Here is a 21,612-nt window from a genome sequence, read left to right on the forward strand (position 1 = left end):
CTCTCTTACTCTTCACCGATGGCTGGTCTGCCTGAGTCACCGCCTGGTCCTTTTTATGGTTTTGTTTTACCTAGTGTCAAAAGAGAGGACTATCGCTGTATGTAAAACCCCTCGTATTGCTTCCAAAAGGAATATGAGGGGTTTCGTCCGGCTTCTCTTATTATTGGTAAAACGAAGAACCCAATCTACAGAGTAAGTTTTGAGACAGTCCCTATCCGCCAATCTGCCACGGACGAGAAACCGGGGGACGTTTTTTGCGAATCGGTGTACCGGCCGGTTCGCCTTTTTTTCGAAGGCGCGGCTCGGCCCCGCTGTCGATTTTCTGCTTTACGGTGCTGTTCATTTTGTAAATAGACGGAGCAAAGAACAAACGTTTTGCCTCTCCGCCGCAGGAAGGGCAGACTGCCCGGCTTTTATCCCCTTTTGTGGAAGAATGAAACTCGTCGAATCTGTCCCCTTCCCCGCATTCAAATGTGTACACAGGCACAGGCTTTCCCTCCTTATTCTGTTGGATCCATCGATTTGTCAAAGATGGCTTTCGGAATGGACACGGTGCAGCAGGCATTTGGAATATCTACAATACCCGCGATATGGCCTTCCACCGGTGCCGTTCCCAGCAGCATATACGCCTGTTCTGCGGTATATCCTTTTGTTTTCAAATATTCAATCGCGTTCAGGCAGGCATTCTGATAGGCGATGTTGGAATCCAGGTAGCTCTGCTTTCCATTGGATTCGTTGACTGATATTCCTTCAAATACAAGGTATTCGCTGTACTGTGGATCCATTGGACCAGGCTGGAACACCGGATTTTTCTGGATGTGGTTTTTCTCCATGCCGCCTTTAATGACGTCTACATGAAGATCAATCCAGCCCGGCATTTCAATGCCGCCGCAGAACGTAATTTCCCCGTCCCCCTGGGAGAAATGAAGATCGCCGACAGAAAGCTTTGCTCCATCCACGAAGACCGGAAAAAATATTCTCGAACCGAGCGAGAGGTTTTTAATATCGCAGTTGCCGCCGTTTTCCCGGGGCGGAACGGTTCGGGCTCCTTCTTTTGCTACTTTATCGAATGCTTCTCCTTTTAATGTTCCTAACACGACGCTGTCTTTGTCCGGCAGGTTCGCAAGCGGCGGAACCCGGTCCGGATCCGTTTTCACAAGCTCTTCTTCGCGCCTGTTCCATTCTGCCAGAAGCTCATGCGACGGTGCCACTCCGATCAGCCCGGGGTGGATAATGCCGGCAAACTTCACGCCCGGAATATGCCGGGACGTCGTATAGATACCGTGAAAGTCCCAAATCGATTTCTGGGCTTCCGGAAAATGTTCCACCAGGAAACTCCCTCCGTTTTCTTTCGAAAATACGCCGTTAAATCCCCATTCCTGTTCCTGCAGAGCGCCTACGTTAAGAATGTCTACTACGAGCAGATCGCCGGGTTCCACCCCATTTACATGAACCGGACCGCTCAGTACGTGTACGCGGTTCAGGTTGACGTCACGGATGTCGGACGGGTCGTCATTGTTTTTGATCTGGCCGTCCGTCCAATCCAGACACTCCATCCGAAACGACTGGCCGGGATCAACAGAAAAAGCGGCAGGAATATCCGGGTGCCACCTGTTGTGACCGGGAACATCCTGTTTATCCATTGACTTTGACAAATCCACCTTGAATAACTTTTCGGGCATATTTTATTCCTCCTTTTGCATAGTTTAGATATTATTCCCTATAATACTCATCTTATATCAGAAAAATCAGAATTTTAATGTTAGAAAATGTACACAAAATGAAAAATATTAAAAGAAGCAGAAAGAATACTCTTTTCTAAATGATCGAGAAGTCACTTGATTAAGATCTTGAATTCTTTAGAAAGTCTGTCAACAATAACAGAAAAAAACAGGGGAGACTCCGGCAGAACAGCCATAGGTGAAGATAAAGAGGGTGTTCTTTCCCTCTTTAGCTGAGGCATGGCCTGCGGAAAGCGACCCCCTAAAAATACGTATGTTCCACCTTTTTAATGAAAATCAGTTTTGCGCGGCAGTCTCTTGTTTTTCCCGCCAGGCGGCGGCTTTTTGGACAAATCGGGCCGGTATGGATGGATTCGATCCAAAGTGAAGATGCGTGTAACTCGCTGTGATATGGTCCGTATAATACCCTTCCTGCTCCGTGCCTCTCATCGCTTTTACTTCGTGATGAGGAGGCCAGTCTATTTTTGCCTGTGCGGTAGAATAATGAAATTCATGGCCCTTCGCCACCGTTCCCCGGCGCATAATAACAGAATCGTCCAAAGCGGTTATCTCCCTGTAGCCAAGGGAAGCAAGTTTCGTCTGCATCGTAACATCCACCGGTATTATGCCGAGCATCTCATGTGCTGTGCCGTCCGTTGTCGTCAACGTGTCCGCCAGATACATATAGCCTCCGCACTCCGCATACACAGGGAGCTTTTCTTTTAACGCTTCACGGATCGACGTTTTTGTTGTTTGATTTCCAGCAAGTTCTTCTGCAAATTCCTCCGGAAAGCCGCCGCCAATGTAAAGACCGTCTGCATGAGAAGGCAGCGGTTCATTTTCAAGCGGCTTGAAATAGGCAAGCTCGGCTCCGCTTTCCTCCAGCAGCTCCAGGTTTTCCGGATAATAAAAGTTAAACGCCGCATCGTACGCTACAGCAATCAAGGCTTTATGTTCCGCTTCGATAGGTGTCCGAACCGGCCACACTCTATCAGGAGCAGAAGCGGCAATGTCATAAAGCAGATCCAGGTCAATCCGTTCTGCCATCACCGTGCCCAGCTCAGCAAAAAAGCTGTCCAGTTCTCCCCGCTCAATGGCAGGGATCAGTCCTAAATGCCGTTCCGGAATAGTCGGTGAGTCCCCTTTCAGCAGAAAGCCGACGACGGGCACGTGACACTCCTGCTCAATCGCTGTTTGGCAGAGCTTCGCATGGCCTTCACTTCCCGCCATATTAAGCAGCACGCCGGCAATGTTGGAATCAGACAACGACTGAAAGCCTTTAACAACAGCGGCCGCGCTTCTTGCCATACTTGAAATATTAACAACTAAAATAACCGGTGCTTCTAGCATTTGGCTGATTTCCGCTGTACTTCCGTGGTCAGATGTTGGGCTTTTCCCGTCATACATGCCCATCACGCCTTCAATCACCGAAATATCCGCATCTCCGCTCCCGCGGCGGAACACATCCTTCATTCCTTCTTCCCCGAGCATCCAGCTGTCTGTGTTTCTTGAAGCCCGGCCGGTCACCGCCGTATGATAGCTCGGGTCAATATAATCAGGCCCGCACTTGAACCCCTGAGCCTGCAGTCCTTTATTTTGAAAAGCCTGGAGCAGGCCGACGGTAACGGTTGTTTTGCCGCTTCCGCTTCCTGTGCCGGCGATCACGATTCTTGGATTCATGCCTTCACGTCCTTTTTTTGTAAATGCAGTCTACTTACACATAGAAATAGGTTCTATCATTCTTTACGGTATTGTCTTTTTTTATGAAAGTCAATTCCATTTTTCCGCTTATACTGGAAAATTTCTTTAAATTCTAAATATTCTGTAATTAATTTGCTTTACCGATGACAATCCATTACTCTTTTAAGTATATACTCTTGCACACCACCATTTAAAAGGAGGAGATCGACGATGAAAAAAAGATTAGCCGGCAGCCTGGCGCTTGTCCTGGGCCTGACGGGAACATCCGGATATCTACTGAGTAACGGTATCGAAAAGGAAGCAGAGGCAGAGGAAGTGCATGAACCAGCGGAAGAAAAAAAGAACTATCCAACGAAAGAAAAAAGCATCGGATTTTACGTAGGAAGCGAACTTACAGAAGATGGCTCCACTTTAATTGGCGGCTTCGGCCATGAACCGTCCAGCCATTGGATTGACATTGTCCCGGCACAGAGCCATCCGGACGGCGCCATGATGGAAGTAGGAATAACCGATGAAGCGAGTATTGAAGGAGAACTTATCGAAATACCGCAGGCCGCACATACGAACAAATACATCAGCTCTACTTATTCGGAATTCGCAGGGTTTCCTCCTCCTTTAACAAACGGAGGATTGAATGATAAAGGATTAGCCGCAAGAGATATCTGGTCCCCTTCCCGGGAAGAATTAGTGGAAATGACTCCTGAACCCCAGCAGGGACCAAATTACAGTGACCTTTCCAGAATTGCTATGGAACGGGCAGGTTCAGCCAGGGAAGCGGTGGAGATCATTGGCGGCTTAATTGATGAGCACGGCTATTCTACTTATGGTGGAAATTCGCATTTATTCGCTGACGAAGAAGAAGGATGGGTCTTTATAAATTATGCCGGCGGCCAGGGCCTTTGGGCTGCCGAACGCCTGGGGTCAGATGAAGTCAGAGTGTCTTATCCCGGCTATATTAATGATTTCCCGGTGGATTTTGAAGAAAGCGAGGATTTCATGGCTTCCGACAACCTCATTACTTTTGCCGAAGAACAAGGCTGGAGGGATCCCGAAGATACAAGCTCTGTAATGGATCTGCAGGAAGTGTACGGGGAACCGTTTCCCGGGGAAGGAGTCGATAAAGCTGAAGACCATTACACCGCTTCCCGTCTTCCTTATGACCGGGAAGATGAGCTCGAGCAGATGGCCCCTGTAAGCCTTGAAGACATGCTCGCCCTTGTAAGGGATCCAAGATGGTCCAATGACTTTTCCGGTTACGGCCAGGTCGCCCAGCTCCGCCCGGAGGTCGATGATCAACTCCAGACCCTCTGGCTTGCTACTACCGGAGCTGTCACTACTCCTTATGTCCCTATTCCTATTGCCACAGAAGAAGTGCCGCCGGAGTTTTTGCAGCACCGCTATTTAACGAAAGATGGGGATTCGCACTTTCTTTCTTCTGACTATGCGGCCCAGGAAGCTTCCCGTTCTGCTGTAAGAGAATTTAAACGGCTTATGTATTACACATGCGACAATCCTGAGGCCTTTCTACATGATGTCACCGGAGAAATCGAGCAGTTTGAAAAAAAGATGCTCGACGGCCAGGCAAGCCTGGAGCATGAAGCAGCCCGGATGCTTGACGCTGGGGAGACGGAAGAAGCTGGGGAGTTTGTTACTAGTTATGTAAACCAGCGGCTGCTGGAAAGCCTGGATCTTGGCATGGAGCTGACCGACCGTGTGGAAGAAGAAACGCGCAGTGAATATGGCATCAGAAGTCCGGAAGGCCGGGACGCGGAAGGAGAAACCACCCCGCCTTCGAGTCAGTCCATGGCTCTCGAAGACAACAGTGAACAGGTATCGTGCTATGACCCTTCATTGGATGAGTATCCGCGGGAGCATGGTATTTACAGCGGAGATTCCGTTAAATAATAAATAAAAAAGCAGGAGAATGCCGCAGCCAGCGGCTCCTCCTGCTTTTTTGCTGCTTTCCCTATTGTCCATCACCCTATCCTATCTGCCCGGATTTTCGTGACTTTCTTTTTTCCCTGCTTTATACTTCTCTACAGGTGATGCAGACATGTTGGATACACGATATATTTGGGGAATGGCAGCGATCAGCTGGTGTCTTATGATCGCAATAGCCACCCGCTTGACTATTTTTACCGGCAGCTCTACGGAACGGATGTTTACCAATCCGTTTCTCGATGCAGCTGTCGTGAATTTTTTTCTTAGAAAGTCCGTGCATCTGGCGGCGTTCGGTCTGCTTGCCGTTTTGTTCTGGCTGACGCTGCGCGGGGCATCGCTTCGCTTTGTTAAAGCGTGGGCTCTCGCTTCCGGGTACGGGCTGGTGGATGAATGGCATCAGTCCTTTGTACCGGAACGGAGCGCCTTGTTTACCGATGTCCTGATTAATGCTGCCGGAGCTGCCGCAGCGCTGCTGGCTGTATGGGGGTTATTGTTTTTCACCCGCAAACGAAGCAAAAAACGGCTGTTTACGTAACAGCCGTTAGTGGAAACATATGACAGGGTATAAGAGGAAGTGGACTTTCGGTAAAAAGAATTATATACTGATTGATTCTGCAGCAAACAAAAAGGGAGGCACTTATTATGGCCATGGTACGATGGCACTGGCTGTTGATTGGTGCAGCTCTTGTAATAGCATTATACGCACTGACATCTTCTTCGGTGGCTACCGGACAGAACACCGAACGCATCCTTTCGATCGTTCCGCTTATTCCGGCAGAACCACTGAATTTCGCTGTTCGAAAAACGGCTCACGTTATGGTTTTCAGTATAATCGCTCTTATTTTATGGCGCACTTTTTCTAAATCAAAATGGTCGTATGTGATTGGCTGGGTTGGGGCAAGCTTTGTAGGGCTGCTCGATGAAGTTCACCAATTTTTCATAGACGGACGCAGTGCTGCTGTAAGCGATGTAATTCTAAATTCTTCTGCTGCAGCGTTTACTCTATTTATTGCTTTTACAGCTGTGCAGATTATTCATTTTATTAACTGGCTGAGATAAGAATAGTCCCAGATTTTAAAGCAGGATTTCCTGCTTTTTTTTTGTTCCGCAAACTGGTCGGGATTCATGATGGTTACCGGCGTCCCCTCTTTCGGAAAAAACAAATGCTGGGCCCCTGCATTATCAAGATCATGAACAATTATGTATTCAAAAGATTTGGCTTCATTCACTTCTCCAAGGTATATTTCTTTTACAGCCGGTGATTCACAGATGTGTTTCATTTCTTCCCATTTCGTGAACCGCCATACAAGGCGCTGGAGGTCTCCGAAATATTCATGCTCCGTATTCGCCCGGTACATTATTGTATTGCCGGCATCTCTTGTAAGCAGGAGTTCTTCGTTCGTTAAACGCATTAATTCCACGCGTACTGCATTGGCGGAGTCATTGAATTCTTTCGCCAGCTGGCGGAGATATGCTTCATTTTCAGTTCTGACGAAGAACTTGAGAAGCAGACGAAGCCTCGTTTTAGAGGTGATTAGTTGACTTAGCATAGTTGGCCCCTTTTTCTATATAATAAACGTCTCGAATTGTCTTTCTTAATATCGGCAGGGTATCCTGTTTTTCCAGTGCTCCAGTAAAAAATTGTCAATAAAATTTCACAAGTGCACAAAAAGACCCCTCAAGTAGAGGGGCCGGGGTGTTATATTTTCAGGCGGCGCTTTCCGCAGGCCATGCCTCAGCTGAAGAGAAAATCCCTCTTCATCTTCACCGATGGCTGTTCTGCCGGAGTCTTCCACCTGACAACTTTTGCTTCCACTGCATGCTTTGTCTTATTTCCTATTTATATTACCGGATGGCGCTTTTTATAAAACACCCGGATCAGTCATCCTGCGGAAGCGGATAGGAATCGGTCAGGCCGGCATAATCTCCAGCCAGGCGTCCGAGCGGCTTCCAATAATCAATATTTGTTTTGTAGTTGCCTAAATACACATCTTTTTCCATACGGACATGCTTCACTTCCCCCAGCACCAGATGGTCCCCGCCTACAGGAATAATCTGCGACAGCCGGCATTCAAACGCGATCGGGGATTCTTTCACAGACGGCACATCGATTACCCGGGACGGCTCTTTTGTTAATCCGGTCAACTCAAATTCATCGACCGATGATGCCACACTCTCCGATGAATGATGCATTTTGCTGCCCAGGCGTTCCGGCACAATGTTAATGACATATTCTTCTGTGGCCCGTATATTCTCCAGCGTATCTTTCACGGTTCCTTCCCGTTCTTTCACGCCGGGACCGATGGATACAAGCAGGGTCGGCGGCTTTCTGGAAGCAACGGTAAAAAAGCTGAACGGCGCCAGATTAAGTACTCCGTCTTTATCTTTTGAGCTGATCCAGGCAATGGGCCTTGGCACAATGGAACCGATTAGCAGCTTATACATATCTTTGTCCTTTAATTCTTCCGGTACAAACGATAACGCATCATGACTGGGCATGGGCTTCGTCCTTTCTTGTTGAAATATGAAGGTATATAAACAAGCATCCTATTAATCCAAGCAGGCCGGCCAGGCTGTACCACCCGGCCGTGAAAGCGCCGGTAATATCCGTTACAAGTCCAAACAGCGGCGGACCGATAATCACGCCCCACGAACCGACGCTGATGCTGAAGCCGCTGGCAAGCCCTGCTTCTTTGGCAGGCACAAGCTCTGTGGCGGCGTTCATCCATAAGCCGTTAAAGCCGGATACGCAGCTGCCAAAGAAAAAGGCAAGAACCGCCATCGCAAAAAACGACGTGCCGGGAGAAAATCCTGCCATAATAATCGAGCAGACGGCAGACACTACCGCAATAATACTTAAAATGATCAGGCGGTTGCCGTTGAACAAACGGTCGCTGACCGTTCCCCAACCGATGCGTCCAATCGATCCTGCAATCTCCGAGACAACAAGCAGCAGCCCCGCCTGGTAAATCGGAAGCCCGATCACTTGAATCGCATAAATAATCATATACGTATTCAGGCACATCTGGGCGCCGTTAATGCCCATCGCCCCTCCGCTCATGAGCAGCAGCGGGCGGTTGCGTCCCATCGCTTTCAGCCGCTTGAAGGTTGCTCCTTTTTCCGGCGGGCTACTTCGAATCTCTGTTGCTTCTTTCGTATCACGATACTTCCAGAAGCTGAGCAGGCCGGCCCCAATCAAAAGCAGGGCCGCAAGCATAACGACCGGACGCCAGCCGTACCAGCCGGCCAGCGGCACAAGCAGAAGTGCGGCCAGCCCTGAGCCTGCCGTTACCCCCATCTGCTTAATGCCCATCGCGGTGCCGCGGCTTTTATGCTCAAACCAGTAAATAATGCCGCGGTTGGACGTCGGGTGCATCGCACCATAGCCAAAGCCGCCGATCACAATAAGAAGCAGCAGCATCGTAAAGTTCGTTGTCATCGAGGCTAAAAACAGGCTGATGCCCAGGCATAGCGACAGCGCGAGGAGAAGCGGCCTCGTGCCGATCCGGTCCACATAGATTCCCGCAGGAATAGCGGCCGCAAACTGCCCGAAAAACAAGGCGGCCGGCAGCATACCGATCTGGGCATTCGTAAGCGACAAGCTTTCGCCTATAAACACACCGAGCGGGGACAAACTTCTCCCTACAAAAGCAACCAATATCTGCGCGAACAGCAGCCAGCCAAGCATGATCCATGGTTTTTTTCCTATGAGTTCATTTGATGTGTCGGTAAGCGGTGATAATGTCATAAACAGGACCTTCTTTACAGCAGTTTAAAAGCAGAAAGGCTCTATCCTAATGAACCTGTTTTTTCATTATACTTGATTTCCTCCAGTTTCATCGAGCTTCTTTCTTCTGCTTCATCCTGTTTCGCCTGATTAGCCGGTATAAGAAGGGAACCGACCGTGCAGATAAAGAAGTTAGCTGCAAGTCCAATGACGCCGCCGTGCACCCCTATAAAGGTACTGTTTCCTGTCAGCGTCATGGCTGCCGCAATAATGGCGCCTGTGAGCATGCCCCAGAAAACCGGAACAGCGGCGAGCCTTTTCCAGTAAAGCCCCAGCACAAAAGCCGGGAATACCTGCACCAGCAGTTCGAATTTCAATACAAAAATCTGGTACAATGTGCCGGGCGGATTCCAGGCAATCCATAAGAGCAGGGCAATGACGCCTATTCCTGCTAATTTTCCGACTTTTACTTTTTTCTTTTCCGGCGCATCCGGGTTAATGTATTTGCCATAAATATCGTTGGATACCATTGATGAAAAACTTAACAGCGCCGAGTCAGCGGTGGAGACAATGGCGGCAACAATACCGCCGAATAAGATAACCATCGTCCAGTAGTAAAAGCCGTTAATAGCCGCCACTTCATTGGCCATGAGACCGATAAGCTGTTCCGACGCCGCAGTATCCAGGTTTGGAAACAGCTGAATGCCAATAATACCGATAATCAGCACAAATCCTGTCGTAATTGGCGGCATTAATGCAATTCGGGACAAAGAACGCTTCAGCGTCCGCTCGCTCTGCGAGGAATAAATCCGCTGTACCGCGTGCGGATAAATAGCGGCCCCAAATCCAACGAGCAGAATCATGCTGAGCCAGTTTACCGAAGTAATCGTATCAGGGACACCTATTTTCTCCGGCGCTGTTGTCGCAATATCTGATGTAAGATTCGTAAAGCCGCCTCCTGTAAGCGTCAGCGCCCCTACCAGCAGCACAATAATGCCGATCATTAATACAATGCCCTGCATAACGTCAGTAAAGGCCACGGCTTTCATTCCACCCAGCCATTCGTACGTGAGCATGACAAACACAAAGCCGATAACAGCATATTCATAGGGAATCGTACCTCCGGTAAGCCCGGCCACGGCCTGCCCAATGGCGACAAGCTGTTCGAGTAAGTAGTTTCCCAATCCCCAGAGCATAAGAATAATAGCAAGAATCGTTACCGCCTTATTGCGGAAACGGTATGTGACCCAATCAGTCGGTGTAATAAAGTTAGCCCGTTTGGAGATTGCGTACAGCCGCGGCGCAAACATCAGGTAGACCCCGACAATAATCGTCATAAAAGGAATCGACTGCAGCCAGGAAAATCCTTCCCGGTACGCATTCGGCGCGTACCCAACAACGGTGTTGCCACTGTACTGCGTAGCATACAAGGTGAAAAATAGAGCGATAATTCCAAGATTTTTACCGGCCAGATAATAATCATTGAGCGATTCATTCAGCTTCTTTCCCCGCCCGGCAAGGTAGCCGACCAAAAGCATGATCACAGCATAGACAACAAGAATGATAATCCCATCCGCGCCTGAAAACGTCAGATTCATTTATGCCCGCTCCTCTCTCTGCCTTCCTCCTCCAAATCTTCGACAATGTCCCACTCATGCAGACAGAGCCAGCTCAAAAAGCCGCAGAGTATCAGGGAAAGGGCGGTGGAAATCAGCACCCAGTAAGGGACGCCCAGTATATATGGTTCCATGCTTCCTACCGGCAGATACCACGGCGCATTAAACACGACAAGCAGTCCCATCGTAATCCAGATCCACGGCTTGCGGATCGGCTCTTTCACCTTTTTTTGCATCGTCTTTAACTCCTCTCATATAAAAGCGCTTACATGCATATGGAAAACAAAAGCCGGATGCGGTTCCCGGCTGATTAAATAATGCGGTTGTCTTTTAACTGCTTGAGCTTTTCTTCGTTTATTTCCAGAATCGTGCCGTATACTTCCTCGTTGTCGGCTCCCATTGTGCTGGCGCCGGGCTTTTTTATTTTGCCCGGGGTACGGCTTAATTTCGGAACCACACCCGGCATCGGAAAGCTTCCCAGCTCCGGATGCTCCACCGGCACGATCATCTCTCTTGCCTTGTAATGCGGATCTTCTACAATATCTTCAGCCGAAAATATTTTTCCGGAAGGCACGCCTTTTTCTTCAAGTACCGCCAGCGCCTCTTCCGCCGGAAGCGACTTGGTCCACTCTTCGATCCGAAGATCCAGCGCTTTCATATTTCTGCCGCGCCCGTCATGTGTATGATAATCGGGATGGTCCGCCAGTTCCGGCTCCCCCATGGCTTCACAGAGACGCCGGAAGACGCCGTCCGCATTCGCTCCGATGACAATGTAGGTATCATCTTTTGTAAAATAAATGTTGGACGGGGCTACCCCCGGCAGAATATTACCCATCCGCTCCCGCACATAATCGGCCAGCAGATAATCCGGGATAATACTCTCCATCACAGAAAAAACCGACTCATAAATAGCCGTATCAATCACCTGGCCTTTACCGGATGTATGGCGCTCATGAACCGCTGTCAGGCAGCCAATTGTTGCAAAAAGGGCTGCGAGCGTATCACCGATCGATATTCCGATACGGGAAGGCGGCCGGTCTTCAAACCCGGTTACATGGCGGAGACCTCCCATCGCTTCGCCGACGCTGCCAAATCCTGCCCGTTTTTTATAAGGACCGGTCTGTCCAAATCCGGACGTTCTCATCATAATCAATCCGGGATTCTCAGCCGACAGCTCTTCGTAGGAGGCACCCCACTTTTCCATCGTACCGGGCCGGAAGTTTTCTATTACAATGTCCGACTCTGCTGCCAGCTGCCGGAACAGCTTCTGTCCTTCCTCTTCTCTCATATTTAGCGTAATCGATTTTTTGTTTCGTGACTGAATCGGCCACCACAGCCCTGTCCCATCTTTGCTCTTTCCCCAGCTGCGCATAGGATCTGCTTTGTCCGGCGGCTCAATCTTAATCACTTCTGCGCCAAAATCGGCAAGCAGCCGGCCGGCAAACGGTCCTGCCAGCAGTGTTCCCATTTCCAGTACGCGGATTCCCTCCAGAGGAAGTACTGCTTCTTCACTGCCGCGCGGTTCTGATTTTGTCTTTTCATCTATTTGCGCCATGCTGCGCACCCGCCTTCTTTTTTAATGTAAACCTTTACAAAAAACAACAAGCAAAAGCCGCTTTCTTTCTTATAAACTAGCATTTTGTATACAAACTAGCAAGTTAAATTGTCAAACTATTTAAAATCAATACATTTATCCTATATTGACAAGCTTTTATTTACTGGTATAAATAAAGCATCAGGGTTTTTTATTATCACTGTATACAATAAGCCGATATTTGGTTTTCTCTACCCGCTTGTATACAATGGGAATAGAGGTGCTGCGTATGAACGTCTATGAAAAAATAAAGCAGGCTGTCGTGACCGGGGTGTATGAGCCGGGACACAGGCTGACCGAAGAAAGTTTAACAAAGGATTGGGACGTAAGCCGGACCCCGATACGGGAGGCGTTAAAGCAGCTCGAGTTTGACGGTCTGATCACTCCTTTAAAGCGCGGTTTCAGCGTAAGAGTGTTTTCCAAAGAGGATGTCCGCCAGGTATATGACCTGCGGGCCATGCTGGAAAGCTACGCGGCCGGCCAGGCATCGATTCACCGGACGAACGACCACCTGGAGAAAATGAAACAGGCCAATGATGCTTATGAAAAGGCGTTGGAAAAACAAGGGCAGGAGCACGTGGCACGGATTGATGCTATCGTGAAAGCCAATCACGTATTCCACGATGCTGTTTTTGAAGCAAGCCGCAACGACCACGTCCGGGAGCTGATTTCCAAAGTGGTTGTGCTGCCCCTTGTGTTCCGTTCGTTTTACTGGTTTGATGAGGAAAATCTTTTTTTCTCCCTGCAGAATCATCATACAATCCTGCGGGCGGTGGAATCCGGTGACGTCGAGCGGGCAAAGGCGGCGATGACCGAGCACATTTTCCGCGGCAGGGACTACGTGCTTCACTACTATGAAGGAGGCGGATCAGATGATTGAATTATGCGAAGTCGGACCCCGGGACGGCATTCAAAACGAAAAAGTGCTGCTCACTACCGGGCAGAAAGTGGAGATGATTGAACGGGCTATCGGAGCCGGTGTAAGAAAGGTAGAAGCTGTTTCTTTTGTAAATCCCAAAGTGGTTCCGCAGATGGCCGATGCTGAAACGGTGGTCGATCAGCTGGAAAAACGCGAAGGAACGGAAATTGCGGGGCTGGTTCTCAGCTCCTCCGGCATCGACCGGGCTATGGAGACGTCTATTGACCGACTGCATGCAACGCTTGCCGTCAGCGATACGTTTAACAAAAAAAATGCCAGACGCACGACAAAAGAGGGGATAACAGAGCTTACCCAAGCGCTTCAAGCGATACAGGGAGAACGTCCTTTCACAGCCGTGCTGGCCACTTCATTTGGATGTCCCTATGAAGGAGAAGTACCGGAGAAACAGGTAATTCAGGCCGCCCAGACGTTTGTGAAGGCCGGCGCGGACAGCGTAGTGCTTGCCGACACGACCGGCATGGCTAACCCGGTTTCCGTTAAAGAACGCGTCGCTTCCGTTCAGAAGGCGGTAGGACAGGATATTCCGCTCGGCCTTCATTTTCATAATACACGCGGTCTCGGCCTCGCCAATGTCCTGGCCGGATACGAAGCCGGGATCACCCGGTTTGATGCATCTGTCGGCGGCCTCGGGGGCTGTCCGTTTGCACCGAAAGCGGTCGGAAATGTCTCCTCGGAAGATATGATTCATATGTTTGAAGAAATGGGAGTAACGACCGGAGTGGATTTGGATAAAATGATTGCCCTCGCCCGTCAGGTGGAATACTGGATGGGGAAAACACTCGACGGCATGGTAATGAAAGCCGGCAAAACAAGTGAGCTCGCCAACGCATAGCAAAAAAAAACAACTTCTCATTAGAGAGGTTGTTCAGATTATCGAGAAACTATTTCACCTTGTATACCTATACATGATCTCGAATTCTGTTAATACTTTGTTGAGAAGGAGAGAAGAAAAAATAAACAGGGGTGACTCCTGCAGAACAGCCATAGGTGAAGATAAAGAGGTCGTTCTTTTCCTCTTTAGCTGAGGCATGGCCTGCGGAAAGCACCCCTGTCCAGGTTTTTGTATAAAAATACGTATTTTTTGTTTTTTTCAACAGCCTAAACAACTTCTCATTAGAGAGGTTGTTCTTTTTTGCATGTAAAGCAGTATAGGTCGTTATCTATATAAACACCATTTAAAAACCCATCCATACAATAGACGGTCCGTCCGCACTGACAGCAGCTCCCTACTGGTTCCTGCATTCTGTTCGGCCTCCTCTTTGTATCTATTGCTATATAAAAGCAGATAGTCAACTATATTAAACAGTCCGTCCGAAAAAACGAAGCAGCAGGTGAAAGACGATCGGACGGATATGCTCCCGCTCATTTAAAAGAGCATGGCTTCCCTTTTCTATAAATATCTTTTCCGCCTGCGGAAACAGCCGGTGATAGGCCTGCATATTAAACGTCCAGTCGATCGTTTCGTCCTTATTGCCCTGCAGTATCTGCACATTTTCACTTAACAGAGGAGTAAGGCTTCGCATATATCGTTCCCATTGAACTAATGCTCTCGCCCACGTAAACGAGACCGCCGCCCCCTGGAGCGGATCCTGCGCCAGTTCTTCCATAAACCCCGGAAATCCTACGTGCATTCTAAACCTACGGGGATGTGTTTGTTTAAAGGGACCCAGTACAAGCGCACCGGCCCGGCTCGGCCACCAGGGACTGGAGCGGAGGAGCGGTGCCACAAGCGCTGCCCGCTCCAGCTTCCGCCCTCCTCTCAGCACATATTCGGCCAGCAGCCCACCTCCTGTACTGTGTCCGAGGGCATACAAAGGTGCACTTTCGGTATCAATTACCCGGCTTAAAGCAGCCTGATAGACAGAAAAGCTCTCCACCTCGTGCCGTTTTCCTCCGGAAAGGCCGTGCCCCGGCAGATCGAAAAGAAGGACACGGTATCCCTTTTTCAGCAGATAAAAAAGAAATAGCCGGTTCGTCGCACTATGGTCAAAATAACCGTGGATCATCAGTACGGTTCGCTCATAAGAAGCCGGCGCAAAGCTCTGAACAAATAAGGAAGGAACGGTTTCGGTTTCTGGCAGCTCCTGCCACTGATGGATCCAGCGCCTGTCATCAAGCATATACGCTTTTAAATATTCCTGTATCCGCTGGTTTGTGAGCATGTCTCCGTCTCCTTTTCTTTCATTATAGCAAATCCCAACTTGGTTTTTCTCCATAAAAAAACCAGCCTCGACGGCCGGCAGAATGCTTTTATTCTGTTTTTGACTCGATTGAATGCTGGATAAATCCCGGAATAAAAGAACCACAGCAGTACGAGCATTTCTCGTAGCCTTTATCGTCTACAAGCATGTCCACTACTTTTTGATTATTCACATGCTCCTTGTCGCCCTCTTCAATCTGCGACAGGCCGCAGTAATCCCCTGCAAAACGGCCGTTATGAATCATTTGGTTCTTATGGTCAATCATGTAATTCATCCTGTCCCTGCCTCCTCCTCTATGTTCTGAAAAAGCGGTGAAGCCCGGCTGCCTCAATATGAGCCGGGTTCTTTTCTGCATTAAGACGAAAAAAAGCCAGAAAACGGGTAGGATTTACTCGTTTTCCGGCTCATAAAATAGCTCTGTAGTCTATTTATTGCTGCCTATTATTAAGTTTAAAAAGATGTACCGCTCATGTATATTTATTATCGTAACGTAAACATACACTGAAAGCAACCGCTCTCTTGGAAACAGGAAAAAAGGTTTAGTTACGATGCCTGACCGGTTTTTTTCAGGCTGGCCAGTTCAATACATACGCAGAGAACTTCAATCGCTTTACGCAGCTCCGCTTCGGAAGGAAACGTCGGTGCAATGCGGATGTTCCGGTCCTTCGGGTCGTTATTATAAGGGAACGTAGCGCCCGCTCCGGTAAGCGTCACACCAAGGTCGGAAGCCATTCCTACCACTTCTTTTGCACAGCCTTCCGGCGTATCCAGGCTGATGAAGTAACCTCCGTCCGGACGATCCCATGATGCAATGCCTTTGCCACCCAGCTGCTGATCGAGAATTTCTATAACCGCGCGAAACTTCGGCTCAATAATCGCTGCATGTTTTTTCATGTGCTCTTTCAGGCCATCCATGTTTTTAAAGAATTCTACATGGCGCTTTTGGTTCAATTTGTCCGGACCAATCGTCTGAAAAGAAATATTCTTCCGGAACTTGTCCAAATTCTCTCCGCTTGCTGCAAGCATCGCTACGCCTGAGCCCGGAAACGTGACTTTCGATGTCGAGCTGAACATCAGCACCCGGTTCGGGCTGCCCTGCTTTTTACACTCATCGAGCAGATTTTTAATTTCTTTCGGCTCATCGGTTAAATGATGAATCGCATACGCGTTGTCCCAGAAAATCCGGAAGTCTGCGGCTTTTGTTTCCATCGAAGCCAAACGATCCACCACTTCATCTGAATAGACAATACCGGTCGGGTTGCTGTATTTCGGCACGCACCAGATTCCTTTTACTGCCTCATCTTCACGGACAAGTTTTTCCACCTGGTCCATATCCGGGCCGTCTTCTTTCATATCAACAATAATCATTTCTATATTAAATAGCTCACAAATGGCAAAGTGCCGGTCATACCCCGGACTCGGACAGAGGAATTTTACCTTTTCCTGCTTTGACCAGGGTCCGTTTCCTCCCGGCACGCCGTGCAGCATCGCCTGTGCAATCGAGTCATGCATCAGTGCAAGACTCGAGTTGCCGCCGATTACTATTTCATCTGTCCCAACTTCGAGAATCTGCGAGAACAGTTCTTTGGCTTCCGGCAGGCCGTCAATGCCCCCATAGTTTCGAAGATCTGTTCCATCGGTACTTTTCAGACTGCTGCCGGCAGAAAGAATGTCCATCATGCCATTGGACAAGTCGAGCTGCTCCGGACATGGCTTGCCCCGGGCCATATTTAAATTCAGGTTTTCGCTTTTGTATTGTTCATAGCTTTTTTGAAGCGATTCGAGGCGTTCCTCGTTTTTCTGCATACTCATGCGTTATCGTCTCCTCTGCTTGATTTCACTATTTTATTATATACCTATCCAGGGCTGTATGTGAATGCTGTTCCCATTTTCTCCAAAAAGAAAAAGCCTTCTTTTCTATAATAGAAAAAAGGCTTCCCATTTTATCAGTGGCGGGGATGCTTGTCCCGGTGCTCTTTTAAAATCTGGTGCGTCTGGTTCATATCTTTAATCAAACGGTACGGTTTGCTGACTACGCGGAATGGAAAGCTTGTAATGAAATGATTTAAGTCTTCTTTGTATTCTTCTGTGATCCGATGAGGCTTGGAAGACACACGCTCATAAATTTCTTCGTAAAATTCTTTCATCATGTCCCGGTTAATTTGAATATTGCGGTCGCAGACTTCGCACGTTATGGTCGAAATTTCATTGTTCACATATTCAATTCTGTGAGGCACTTCTTCTTTACAGCTTTCACAAAATAGATCACCAATCATAACATTCTTTTTCATGACGATCCCCTCTTTATTTATACTACCGGTGCTTCTTTGATTATACCATCTTCTTCTGCAGAAACCGTGCCGAACGTATTCTGCAGTTCGCGAAGTTTCCAGATTGTCGTGTCTTTTTCATGGATGATGTCACTCATACGGATAATTTCGCCTTTTTTTACCGCTTTTCTCATTTTTATGTGTCGATCCACCAGGCCGATCGGAAGGGCTTCCATGGCATCAGACTCATCTGCTGCCAATATCGTGCCGTACACGGTAAATCCTCCAATGGAGTCCAGGTAATCGCCTTCCGCCAGATCTTTTTTCGCCACGGTTGCCGTCTCTGCGATCCGTCCTTTGTAAGGAGCAATCGTCGGTACGTGATCGAGATAGGCTTTCGCAATCGAAAGCGGTGTCTCCAGGCTCGTCAGGTGATACGGCCGGTACAATACGTAGTTCGGGCCGTCTCCCATTTTTAAATAGGTCAGCTCTGCGTTTACTTCCTCCTGCTCGGAGCGGATGATTGCAAACACGCCGGGCGCAATGCCATTAATGTATTCCACTACTTTTTCTTTTGATACTTTTCCGCCGTTTTCTTTTGTTTCAAAAAACGCCGGCAGGTCCTTCACTTCTCCCTGAAAGCCGTGCATTCCCGGCTTATCCGGAAGAAATCCGGTCGCGTTGGCTACCGCGTTCATTTCCACCATCGTTTTCGTGCCGTCCTGGAACGAGGCGAGCATTTTCGGGCTCGACTTCTTCTCGGCCGCTTCTTTGGCAGCCGTATCCGGATTAGCTTCCACGTTTAATGGGTTGTTCTTGCCTTTGCCGAGGGCGACGGTTTCAAAACCGAGCGCTTCCGAGAAATCAAACAGCTCCATGATCGCGCCGGGTTCATCTCCTGCCGACCCGGTGTACACTACCCCTGCGGCATCTGCCATCTGCTTTAAGATAGGCCCTACCGTAATATCTGCTTCTACGTTCAGCATGACAATGTGCTTTTTGTTTGTGATCGATTTCCAGGCAATTTCCGCGCCTACGTTCGGTACGCCGGTCGCATCGACGACGACATCCACGTCGGCGAGCCCGCTCACAAGCGAAGCATCCGCTGTAGCCACTACAAGTCCGGAACGGATAGCTTCCGCTGCCTCGCTTTTGTTATCGGTTACAATCAGGCTCGTCTTTTTAATACCGGCATTTTCGTAGGCGTTGACAACATTTTCGACAGCAATATCAGCCGTGATTACTACTTTCATGCCTTTCATTTTTTCAATCTGGGCGATCATTCCCCGTCCCATCTGGCCGGCCCCGACCAATCCTACGCGTATGGATTTCCCCTGCTGCTCTAATGCAATCAGCTTTCTATTCGTTCCGAGCATTGCTGTCCACTCCTTATGTTCTATTTATTTTTTTCGAAATGAAATGATCATTCCAGGCTCAATTGCAGGAATTTCTTTGTCTTCCAGGCAGATGGTCCCCGGCTGGTCGGCAGAATCAGCACCATTGAAATGAAACGTGGCGTGACCAAGATCGGTCATCGTTTCGTTCGCTTTGTCTCCTACAAACAAAAGGGTAAAGGAGGTGTCGCCGATCATCATCACATCGCCTTCTTCAATTGGGGCAGCCAGGCTGCCTCCATCGTGTACAATGGCAATATCCTTCAAATCCTGCGGAACGGTATTGTTAAAGAGAATGACCATTTTCTCCTCCCACATCATGTCTGCTTCTTCTCCTACATATTCTACTTTCACTTTAAAATAATCAGACATCGTAACCGTCTCCTTCATTTAAATTCCTCCTCTATTTTCGATCAATACATTCCAATACTAAAGAAGTAAGCAATTACTACAGCAATCGGACCCGTAATTAAGCGGGAGAATAGTACAGCCGGCACTCCGACTTCGATTGTTTCGGTTTCTGCTTCTCCGAGCGTTAAACCAACGGGAACAAAGTCTGTACCAACCTGCGGATTAATGGCAAATAGTGCAGGCAGTGCCATTTCCGGTGGAATATTGCCGCGTCCGATTTCCACACCGATTAACACACCAACAACCTGGGCAATAACGGCCCCTGGCGCAAGCATCGGCGAAATGAGCGGAATCGAGCACAAAAGCGATAGAATCAGCATACCGGTCAAGCTGCTGGCCAGAGGCGTTACAAAGTTCGCGATCAGATCACCAATACCTGTGAATGTAATAATTCCGATTAATGTACTGACAAAAGCCATGAAGGGTAGAATATTTTTGATAACGGTGTCGATCGTGTCCCGGCCGGCCTGATAAAAAATACTGATTACATTCCCCATCGCGCCGCCGAGCTTTTGAATCATGGAATTGATTTTGTTTTGTTTCCGCGGGTGTTCGACCGCCGCCTTCTGTTTTGCTTCTTCTTTTATCTTTTTTGCTACGTCTTTATTAAGAAGCGACTCTTTCTCTTCTATTCTTTCATTATCTGCTTCAACTGCGTCTTCTTCAGAGCCTTCCAGGTCGGATATGTTTTTTATTCCGACACCCGATACAAAATTGTCTTCATTAATGAATTTCATCAGCGGGCCGGAAGGAGAGTTCCCGTAGGTGTTAACGGTTTTAACTCCCATTCTTGGATAAACGCCGCTTCGGGCCGTACCGCCGCAGTCAATAACGGCGCAGGCGATTTCTTCTTTTGGAACAGAAGTAGCAAAACTGTCTATCGGTGTTGCTCCTGTTCTGTCCGCTATTTCCTGGGCAACAGGGTGAATGCCGCCGCCGGTAACGGAAATAACATATTTCTTTTCATCCGAGGGATGAATAATCAGGCCTTTTCCCCATCCTGTAGGTCCTTTGGATACTTTAACTGCTTTATATTCTGCCATGATTTATCCCTCCGATTATGAAGAGGCGGCTTGTGCTTCTGCCGCTTCCCGCTCTTTGTTTTTAAACATTCTGTTTGAAATAATTTCCGTTACAATGCCGCGAAGCAGCATTACAATGATCCCAACGATGAAAAAACGAATCGCGAGCGGCCCAAGCGACAATCCAAGCTGCGTAATGCCGGCAGCAATTCCTGTATAAACAAACAGTTCAGCTGGATTGGCGTGAGGAAAGAGTCCGGTAATCGGATGAACGAAGGAAACCGATGAGTCGTAGAAAGCCGGCTTCTGGCGCTCCGGGAGAAAGCGTCCGAATGTGTAGCACATCGGGTTTGTTAAAAAGAATACAGCCATCAGTGGAAAGATCGTGTAGCGAAGGATGATATTTTTCGTACACTTCTGTGCGAAAGAGAACACCCTTTCTTCCCCGATAAATTTGATAAGGGCATTAACGGCGGTAATTAAGCAGATCAGAAGCGGTATAATCCCTGTAACGAGTCCGATAAATGTATCCCCGCCGGCCTGAAACATGCCGATAAAACCCTCTGCTGCTGCAATTAAGAAATCCATACTCTCTCCTCCTTGTCTCTGTTTGCTTTTTCTTTAATAATCAGTTCAAGTGCATTCTGGATGGCAAAGCGTTCTTTTTCTTTTCCACCCTGGTAAAAGCGGCATTCTTCCAGTGACAGCCCTTCCCATTCCGGCTTTTCTTTGAATTTTGCAAAAATAGTTAATCCTCTCATTACGTGGGCTTCTTTGATGAACCCTTCTGTATCACTGATTAAAATGGCTACCGCTCCAAAACCGAAACGCTTTTTGTAGTAGCCCGTGCCAAGAAATCCTGTTTTTTTACCGCTCAGTCTATTTACCTTCGCCTTGTACTGCTTCACCTGCCATTGCGTCATTAAAAACTGCAGCGTCCACATGCCGGCAAAAATGAAAATAAATGTTCCCCACATACTGCCACCTCATTTACATTTGTAATGGTTAGTTACGTTTGTAAATATAATAAAGCGCTTTCAATTTTAAGTCAAGTGGTTTTTTGAAAATTAAAAA

At 48.3% G+C, this 21,612-nt stretch carries 23 protein-coding genes; 5 read left to right on the forward strand and 18 right to left on the reverse strand.

Translation table 11 applies throughout. The annotated features are described in order from the left end of the window. Positions 1-211: 211 nt before the first annotated feature. The 3 genes from AC5W2J_RS01880 to AC5W2J_RS01890 form a co-directional block, all read right to left on the reverse strand. Positions 212-487, reverse strand: coding sequence for an FmdB family zinc ribbon protein (locus AC5W2J_RS01880; RefSeq protein WP_496057784.1), 276 nt, complete (start codon positions 485-487; stop codon positions 212-214). Between the two features lie 13 nt (positions 488-500). Further along, positions 501-1,682: a formamidase gene (fmdA, locus tag AC5W2J_RS01885; RefSeq protein WP_496057785.1), complete on the reverse strand. Its 1,182-nt coding sequence runs from the start codon at positions 1,680-1,682 to the stop codon at positions 501-503. Between the two features lie 336 nt (positions 1,683-2,018). Beyond that, positions 2,019-3,401 carry a cobyrinic acid a,c-diamide synthase CobB gene (locus tag AC5W2J_RS01890; RefSeq protein WP_496057786.1) on the reverse strand — a complete coding sequence of 461 codons (1,383 nt, stop codon included), beginning with the start codon at positions 3,399-3,401 and terminating at the stop codon, positions 2,019-2,021. A 231-nt stretch (positions 3,402-3,632) separates the two neighbouring features. Between AC5W2J_RS01890 and AC5W2J_RS01895 the strand changes: the two genes are divergently transcribed. The 3 genes from AC5W2J_RS01895 to AC5W2J_RS01905 all read left to right on the forward strand — a co-directional run bounded on the left by AC5W2J_RS01895 (position 3,633) and on the right by AC5W2J_RS01905 (position 6,422). Then, positions 3,633-5,327 (forward strand): C69 family dipeptidase, encoded by a 1,695-nt coding sequence (locus tag AC5W2J_RS01895; RefSeq protein WP_496057787.1) that lies wholly within the window; start codon positions 3,633-3,635, stop codon positions 5,325-5,327. A 148-nt stretch (positions 5,328-5,475) separates the two neighbouring features. After that, positions 5,476-5,898 (forward strand): VanZ family protein, encoded by a 423-nt coding sequence (locus tag AC5W2J_RS01900; protein ID WP_496057788.1) that lies wholly within the window; start codon positions 5,476-5,478, stop codon positions 5,896-5,898. Between the two features lie 107 nt (positions 5,899-6,005). Further along, the gene (locus AC5W2J_RS01905) at positions 6,006-6,422 is read left to right on the forward strand and encodes a VanZ family protein (protein WP_496057789.1); all 417 of its coding nucleotides are present in this window, start codon (positions 6,006-6,008) and stop codon (positions 6,420-6,422) included. On the opposite strand, the gene AC5W2J_RS01910 is transcribed toward AC5W2J_RS01905, so the two are convergent. The 6 genes from AC5W2J_RS01910 to AC5W2J_RS01935 form a co-directional block, all read right to left on the reverse strand. Then, positions 6,398-6,913 carry a hypothetical protein gene (locus AC5W2J_RS01910; protein WP_496057790.1) on the reverse strand — a complete coding sequence of 172 codons (516 nt, stop codon included), beginning with the start codon at positions 6,911-6,913 and terminating at the stop codon, positions 6,398-6,400. The two genes, AC5W2J_RS01905 and AC5W2J_RS01910, sit on opposite strands and share 25 nt — an antisense overlap. Before the next feature lie 328 nt (positions 6,914-7,241). Next, positions 7,242-7,862 (reverse strand): flavin reductase family protein, encoded by a 621-nt coding sequence (locus tag AC5W2J_RS01915; RefSeq protein WP_496057791.1) that lies wholly within the window; start codon positions 7,860-7,862, stop codon positions 7,242-7,244. Beyond that, positions 7,849-9,111 carry an MFS transporter gene (locus tag AC5W2J_RS01920; protein ID WP_496057792.1) on the reverse strand — a complete coding sequence of 421 codons (1,263 nt, stop codon included), beginning with the start codon at positions 9,109-9,111 and terminating at the stop codon, positions 7,849-7,851. Before AC5W2J_RS01920 ends, AC5W2J_RS01915 begins: the two co-directional genes overlap by 14 nt. Positions 9,112-9,152: 41 nt before the next feature. Beyond that, positions 9,153-10,688, reverse strand: coding sequence for a sodium:solute symporter family protein (locus AC5W2J_RS01925; RefSeq protein ID WP_496057793.1), 1,536 nt, complete (start codon positions 10,686-10,688; stop codon positions 9,153-9,155). Further along, positions 10,685-10,942, reverse strand: a complete 258-nt coding sequence (locus AC5W2J_RS01930; RefSeq protein WP_496057794.1) for a hypothetical protein — start codon at positions 10,940-10,942, stop codon at positions 10,685-10,687. The genes AC5W2J_RS01925 and AC5W2J_RS01930 overlap by 4 nt, the downstream gene beginning before the upstream one ends. A gap of 74 nt (positions 10,943-11,016) precedes the next feature. Beyond that, on the reverse strand, positions 11,017-12,261 hold the full coding sequence (locus tag AC5W2J_RS01935; RefSeq protein ID WP_496057795.1) for a CaiB/BaiF CoA transferase family protein: 1,245 nt from the start codon (positions 12,259-12,261) through the stop codon (positions 11,017-11,019). 247 nt (positions 12,262-12,508) lie between these two features. Between AC5W2J_RS01935 and AC5W2J_RS01940 the strand changes: the two genes are divergently transcribed. Next, positions 12,509-13,180, forward strand: a complete 672-nt coding sequence (locus AC5W2J_RS01940; RefSeq protein ID WP_496057796.1) for a GntR family transcriptional regulator — start codon at positions 12,509-12,511, stop codon at positions 13,178-13,180. Next, positions 13,173-14,072 (forward strand): hydroxymethylglutaryl-CoA lyase, encoded by a 900-nt coding sequence (locus AC5W2J_RS01945; RefSeq protein ID WP_496057797.1) that lies wholly within the window; start codon positions 13,173-13,175, stop codon positions 14,070-14,072. Before AC5W2J_RS01940 ends, AC5W2J_RS01945 begins: the two co-directional genes overlap by 8 nt. A gap of 466 nt (positions 14,073-14,538) precedes the next feature. Here AC5W2J_RS01945 and AC5W2J_RS01950 read toward each other — a convergent pair whose 3' ends face one another. From AC5W2J_RS01950 to AC5W2J_RS01990, 9 genes are all read right to left on the reverse strand, one after another. After that, positions 14,539-15,402, reverse strand: a complete 864-nt coding sequence (locus tag AC5W2J_RS01950; protein ID WP_496057798.1) for an alpha/beta hydrolase — start codon at positions 15,400-15,402, stop codon at positions 14,539-14,541. Positions 15,403-15,490: 88 nt separating this feature from the next. Next, entirely contained in the window at positions 15,491-15,715 is a 225-nt protein-coding gene (locus tag AC5W2J_RS01955) for a hypothetical protein (protein WP_496057799.1), read from the reverse strand. A 269-nt stretch (positions 15,716-15,984) separates the two neighbouring features. Continuing rightward, a complete protein-coding gene (locus AC5W2J_RS01960; RefSeq protein WP_496057800.1) occupies positions 15,985-17,253 on the reverse strand; it encodes an aspartate aminotransferase type Ic in 1,269 nt (422 codons plus the stop codon). A 134-nt stretch (positions 17,254-17,387) separates the two neighbouring features. Beyond that, a complete protein-coding gene (locus AC5W2J_RS01965; protein ID WP_496057801.1) occupies positions 17,388-17,732 on the reverse strand; it encodes a bh protein in 345 nt (114 codons plus the stop codon). Between the two features lie 17 nt (positions 17,733-17,749). Beyond that, positions 17,750-19,087: an NAD(P)H-dependent oxidoreductase gene (locus AC5W2J_RS01970; protein ID WP_496057802.1), complete on the reverse strand. Its 1,338-nt coding sequence runs from the start codon at positions 19,085-19,087 to the stop codon at positions 17,750-17,752. A gap of 24 nt (positions 19,088-19,111) precedes the next feature. Continuing rightward, positions 19,112-19,495 (reverse strand): PTS glucitol/sorbitol transporter subunit IIA, encoded by a 384-nt coding sequence (locus AC5W2J_RS01975; RefSeq protein ID WP_496057803.1) that lies wholly within the window; start codon positions 19,493-19,495, stop codon positions 19,112-19,114. Between the two features lie 23 nt (positions 19,496-19,518). Further along, positions 19,519-20,559 carry a PTS glucitol/sorbitol transporter subunit IIB gene (gene srlE / locus AC5W2J_RS01980; RefSeq protein ID WP_496057804.1) on the reverse strand — a complete coding sequence of 347 codons (1,041 nt, stop codon included), beginning with the start codon at positions 20,557-20,559 and terminating at the stop codon, positions 19,519-19,521. A 15-nt stretch (positions 20,560-20,574) separates the two neighbouring features. Continuing rightward, the gene (srlA, locus tag AC5W2J_RS01985; protein ID WP_496057805.1) at positions 20,575-21,126 is read right to left on the reverse strand and encodes a PTS glucitol/sorbitol transporter subunit IIC; all 552 of its coding nucleotides are present in this window, start codon (positions 21,124-21,126) and stop codon (positions 20,575-20,577) included. Continuing rightward, positions 21,114-21,515: a transcriptional regulator GutM gene (locus tag AC5W2J_RS01990; protein WP_496057806.1), complete on the reverse strand. Its 402-nt coding sequence runs from the start codon at positions 21,513-21,515 to the stop codon at positions 21,114-21,116. The genes srlA and AC5W2J_RS01990 overlap by 13 nt, the downstream gene beginning before the upstream one ends. Positions 21,516-21,612 lie beyond the last annotated feature (97 nt).

This window comes from Sinobaca sp. SA16-1 (assembly GCF_059510515.1).

Coding starts and splice junctions, on each gene's coding strand:
- fmdA (WP_496057785.1), bottom strand. CDS start 1,682: ATGCCCGAAAAGTTATTCAAGGTGGATTTGTCAAAGTCAATGGATAAA.
- AC5W2J_RS01890 (WP_496057786.1), bottom strand. CDS start 3,401: ATGAATCCAAGAATCGTGATCGCCGGCACAGGAAGCGGAAGCGGCAAA.
- AC5W2J_RS01895 (WP_496057787.1), top strand. CDS start 3,633: ATGAAAAAAAGATTAGCCGGCAGCCTGGCGCTTGTCCTGGGCCTGACG.
- AC5W2J_RS01900 (WP_496057788.1), top strand. CDS start 5,476: ATGTTGGATACACGATATATTTGGGGAATGGCAGCGATCAGCTGGTGT.
- AC5W2J_RS01905 (WP_496057789.1), top strand. CDS start 6,006: ATGGCCATGGTACGATGGCACTGGCTGTTGATTGGTGCAGCTCTTGTA.
- AC5W2J_RS01910 (WP_496057790.1), bottom strand. CDS start 6,913: ATGCTAAGTCAACTAATCACCTCTAAAACGAGGCTTCGTCTGCTTCTC.
- AC5W2J_RS01915 (WP_496057791.1), bottom strand. CDS start 7,862: ATGCCCAGTCATGATGCGTTATCGTTTGTACCGGAAGAATTAAAGGAC.
- AC5W2J_RS01920 (WP_496057792.1), bottom strand. CDS start 9,111: ATGACATTATCACCGCTTACCGACACATCAAATGAACTCATAGGAAAA.
- AC5W2J_RS01925 (WP_496057793.1), bottom strand. CDS start 10,688: ATGAATCTGACGTTTTCAGGCGCGGATGGGATTATCATTCTTGTTGTC.
- AC5W2J_RS01930 (WP_496057794.1), bottom strand. CDS start 10,942: ATGCAAAAAAAGGTGAAAGAGCCGATCCGCAAGCCGTGGATCTGGATT.
- AC5W2J_RS01935 (WP_496057795.1), bottom strand. CDS start 12,261: ATGGCGCAAATAGATGAAAAGACAAAATCAGAACCGCGCGGCAGTGAA.
- AC5W2J_RS01940 (WP_496057796.1), top strand. CDS start 12,509: ATGGGAATAGAGGTGCTGCGTATGAACGTCTATGAAAAAATAAAGCAG.
- AC5W2J_RS01945 (WP_496057797.1), top strand. CDS start 13,173: ATGATTGAATTATGCGAAGTCGGACCCCGGGACGGCATTCAAAACGAA.
- AC5W2J_RS01950 (WP_496057798.1), bottom strand. CDS start 15,402: ATGCTCACAAACCAGCGGATACAGGAATATTTAAAAGCGTATATGCTT.
- AC5W2J_RS01955 (WP_496057799.1), bottom strand. CDS start 15,715: ATGAATTACATGATTGACCATAAGAACCAAATGATTCATAACGGCCGT.
- AC5W2J_RS01960 (WP_496057800.1), bottom strand. CDS start 17,253: ATGAGTATGCAGAAAAACGAGGAACGCCTCGAATCGCTTCAAAAAAGC.
- AC5W2J_RS01965 (WP_496057801.1), bottom strand. CDS start 17,732: ATGAAAAAGAATGTTATGATTGGTGATCTATTTTGTGAAAGCTGTAAA.
- AC5W2J_RS01970 (WP_496057802.1), bottom strand. CDS start 19,087: ATGCTCGGAACGAATAGAAAGCTGATTGCATTAGAGCAGCAGGGGAAA.
- AC5W2J_RS01975 (WP_496057803.1), bottom strand. CDS start 19,495: ATGAAGGAGACGGTTACGATGTCTGATTATTTTAAAGTGAAAGTAGAA.
- srlE (WP_496057804.1), bottom strand. CDS start 20,559: ATGGCAGAATATAAAGCAGTTAAAGTATCCAAAGGACCTACAGGATGG.
- srlA (WP_496057805.1), bottom strand. CDS start 21,126: ATGGATTTCTTAATTGCAGCAGCAGAGGGTTTTATCGGCATGTTTCAG.
- AC5W2J_RS01990 (WP_496057806.1), bottom strand. CDS start 21,515: ATGTGGGGAACATTTATTTTCATTTTTGCCGGCATGTGGACGCTGCAG.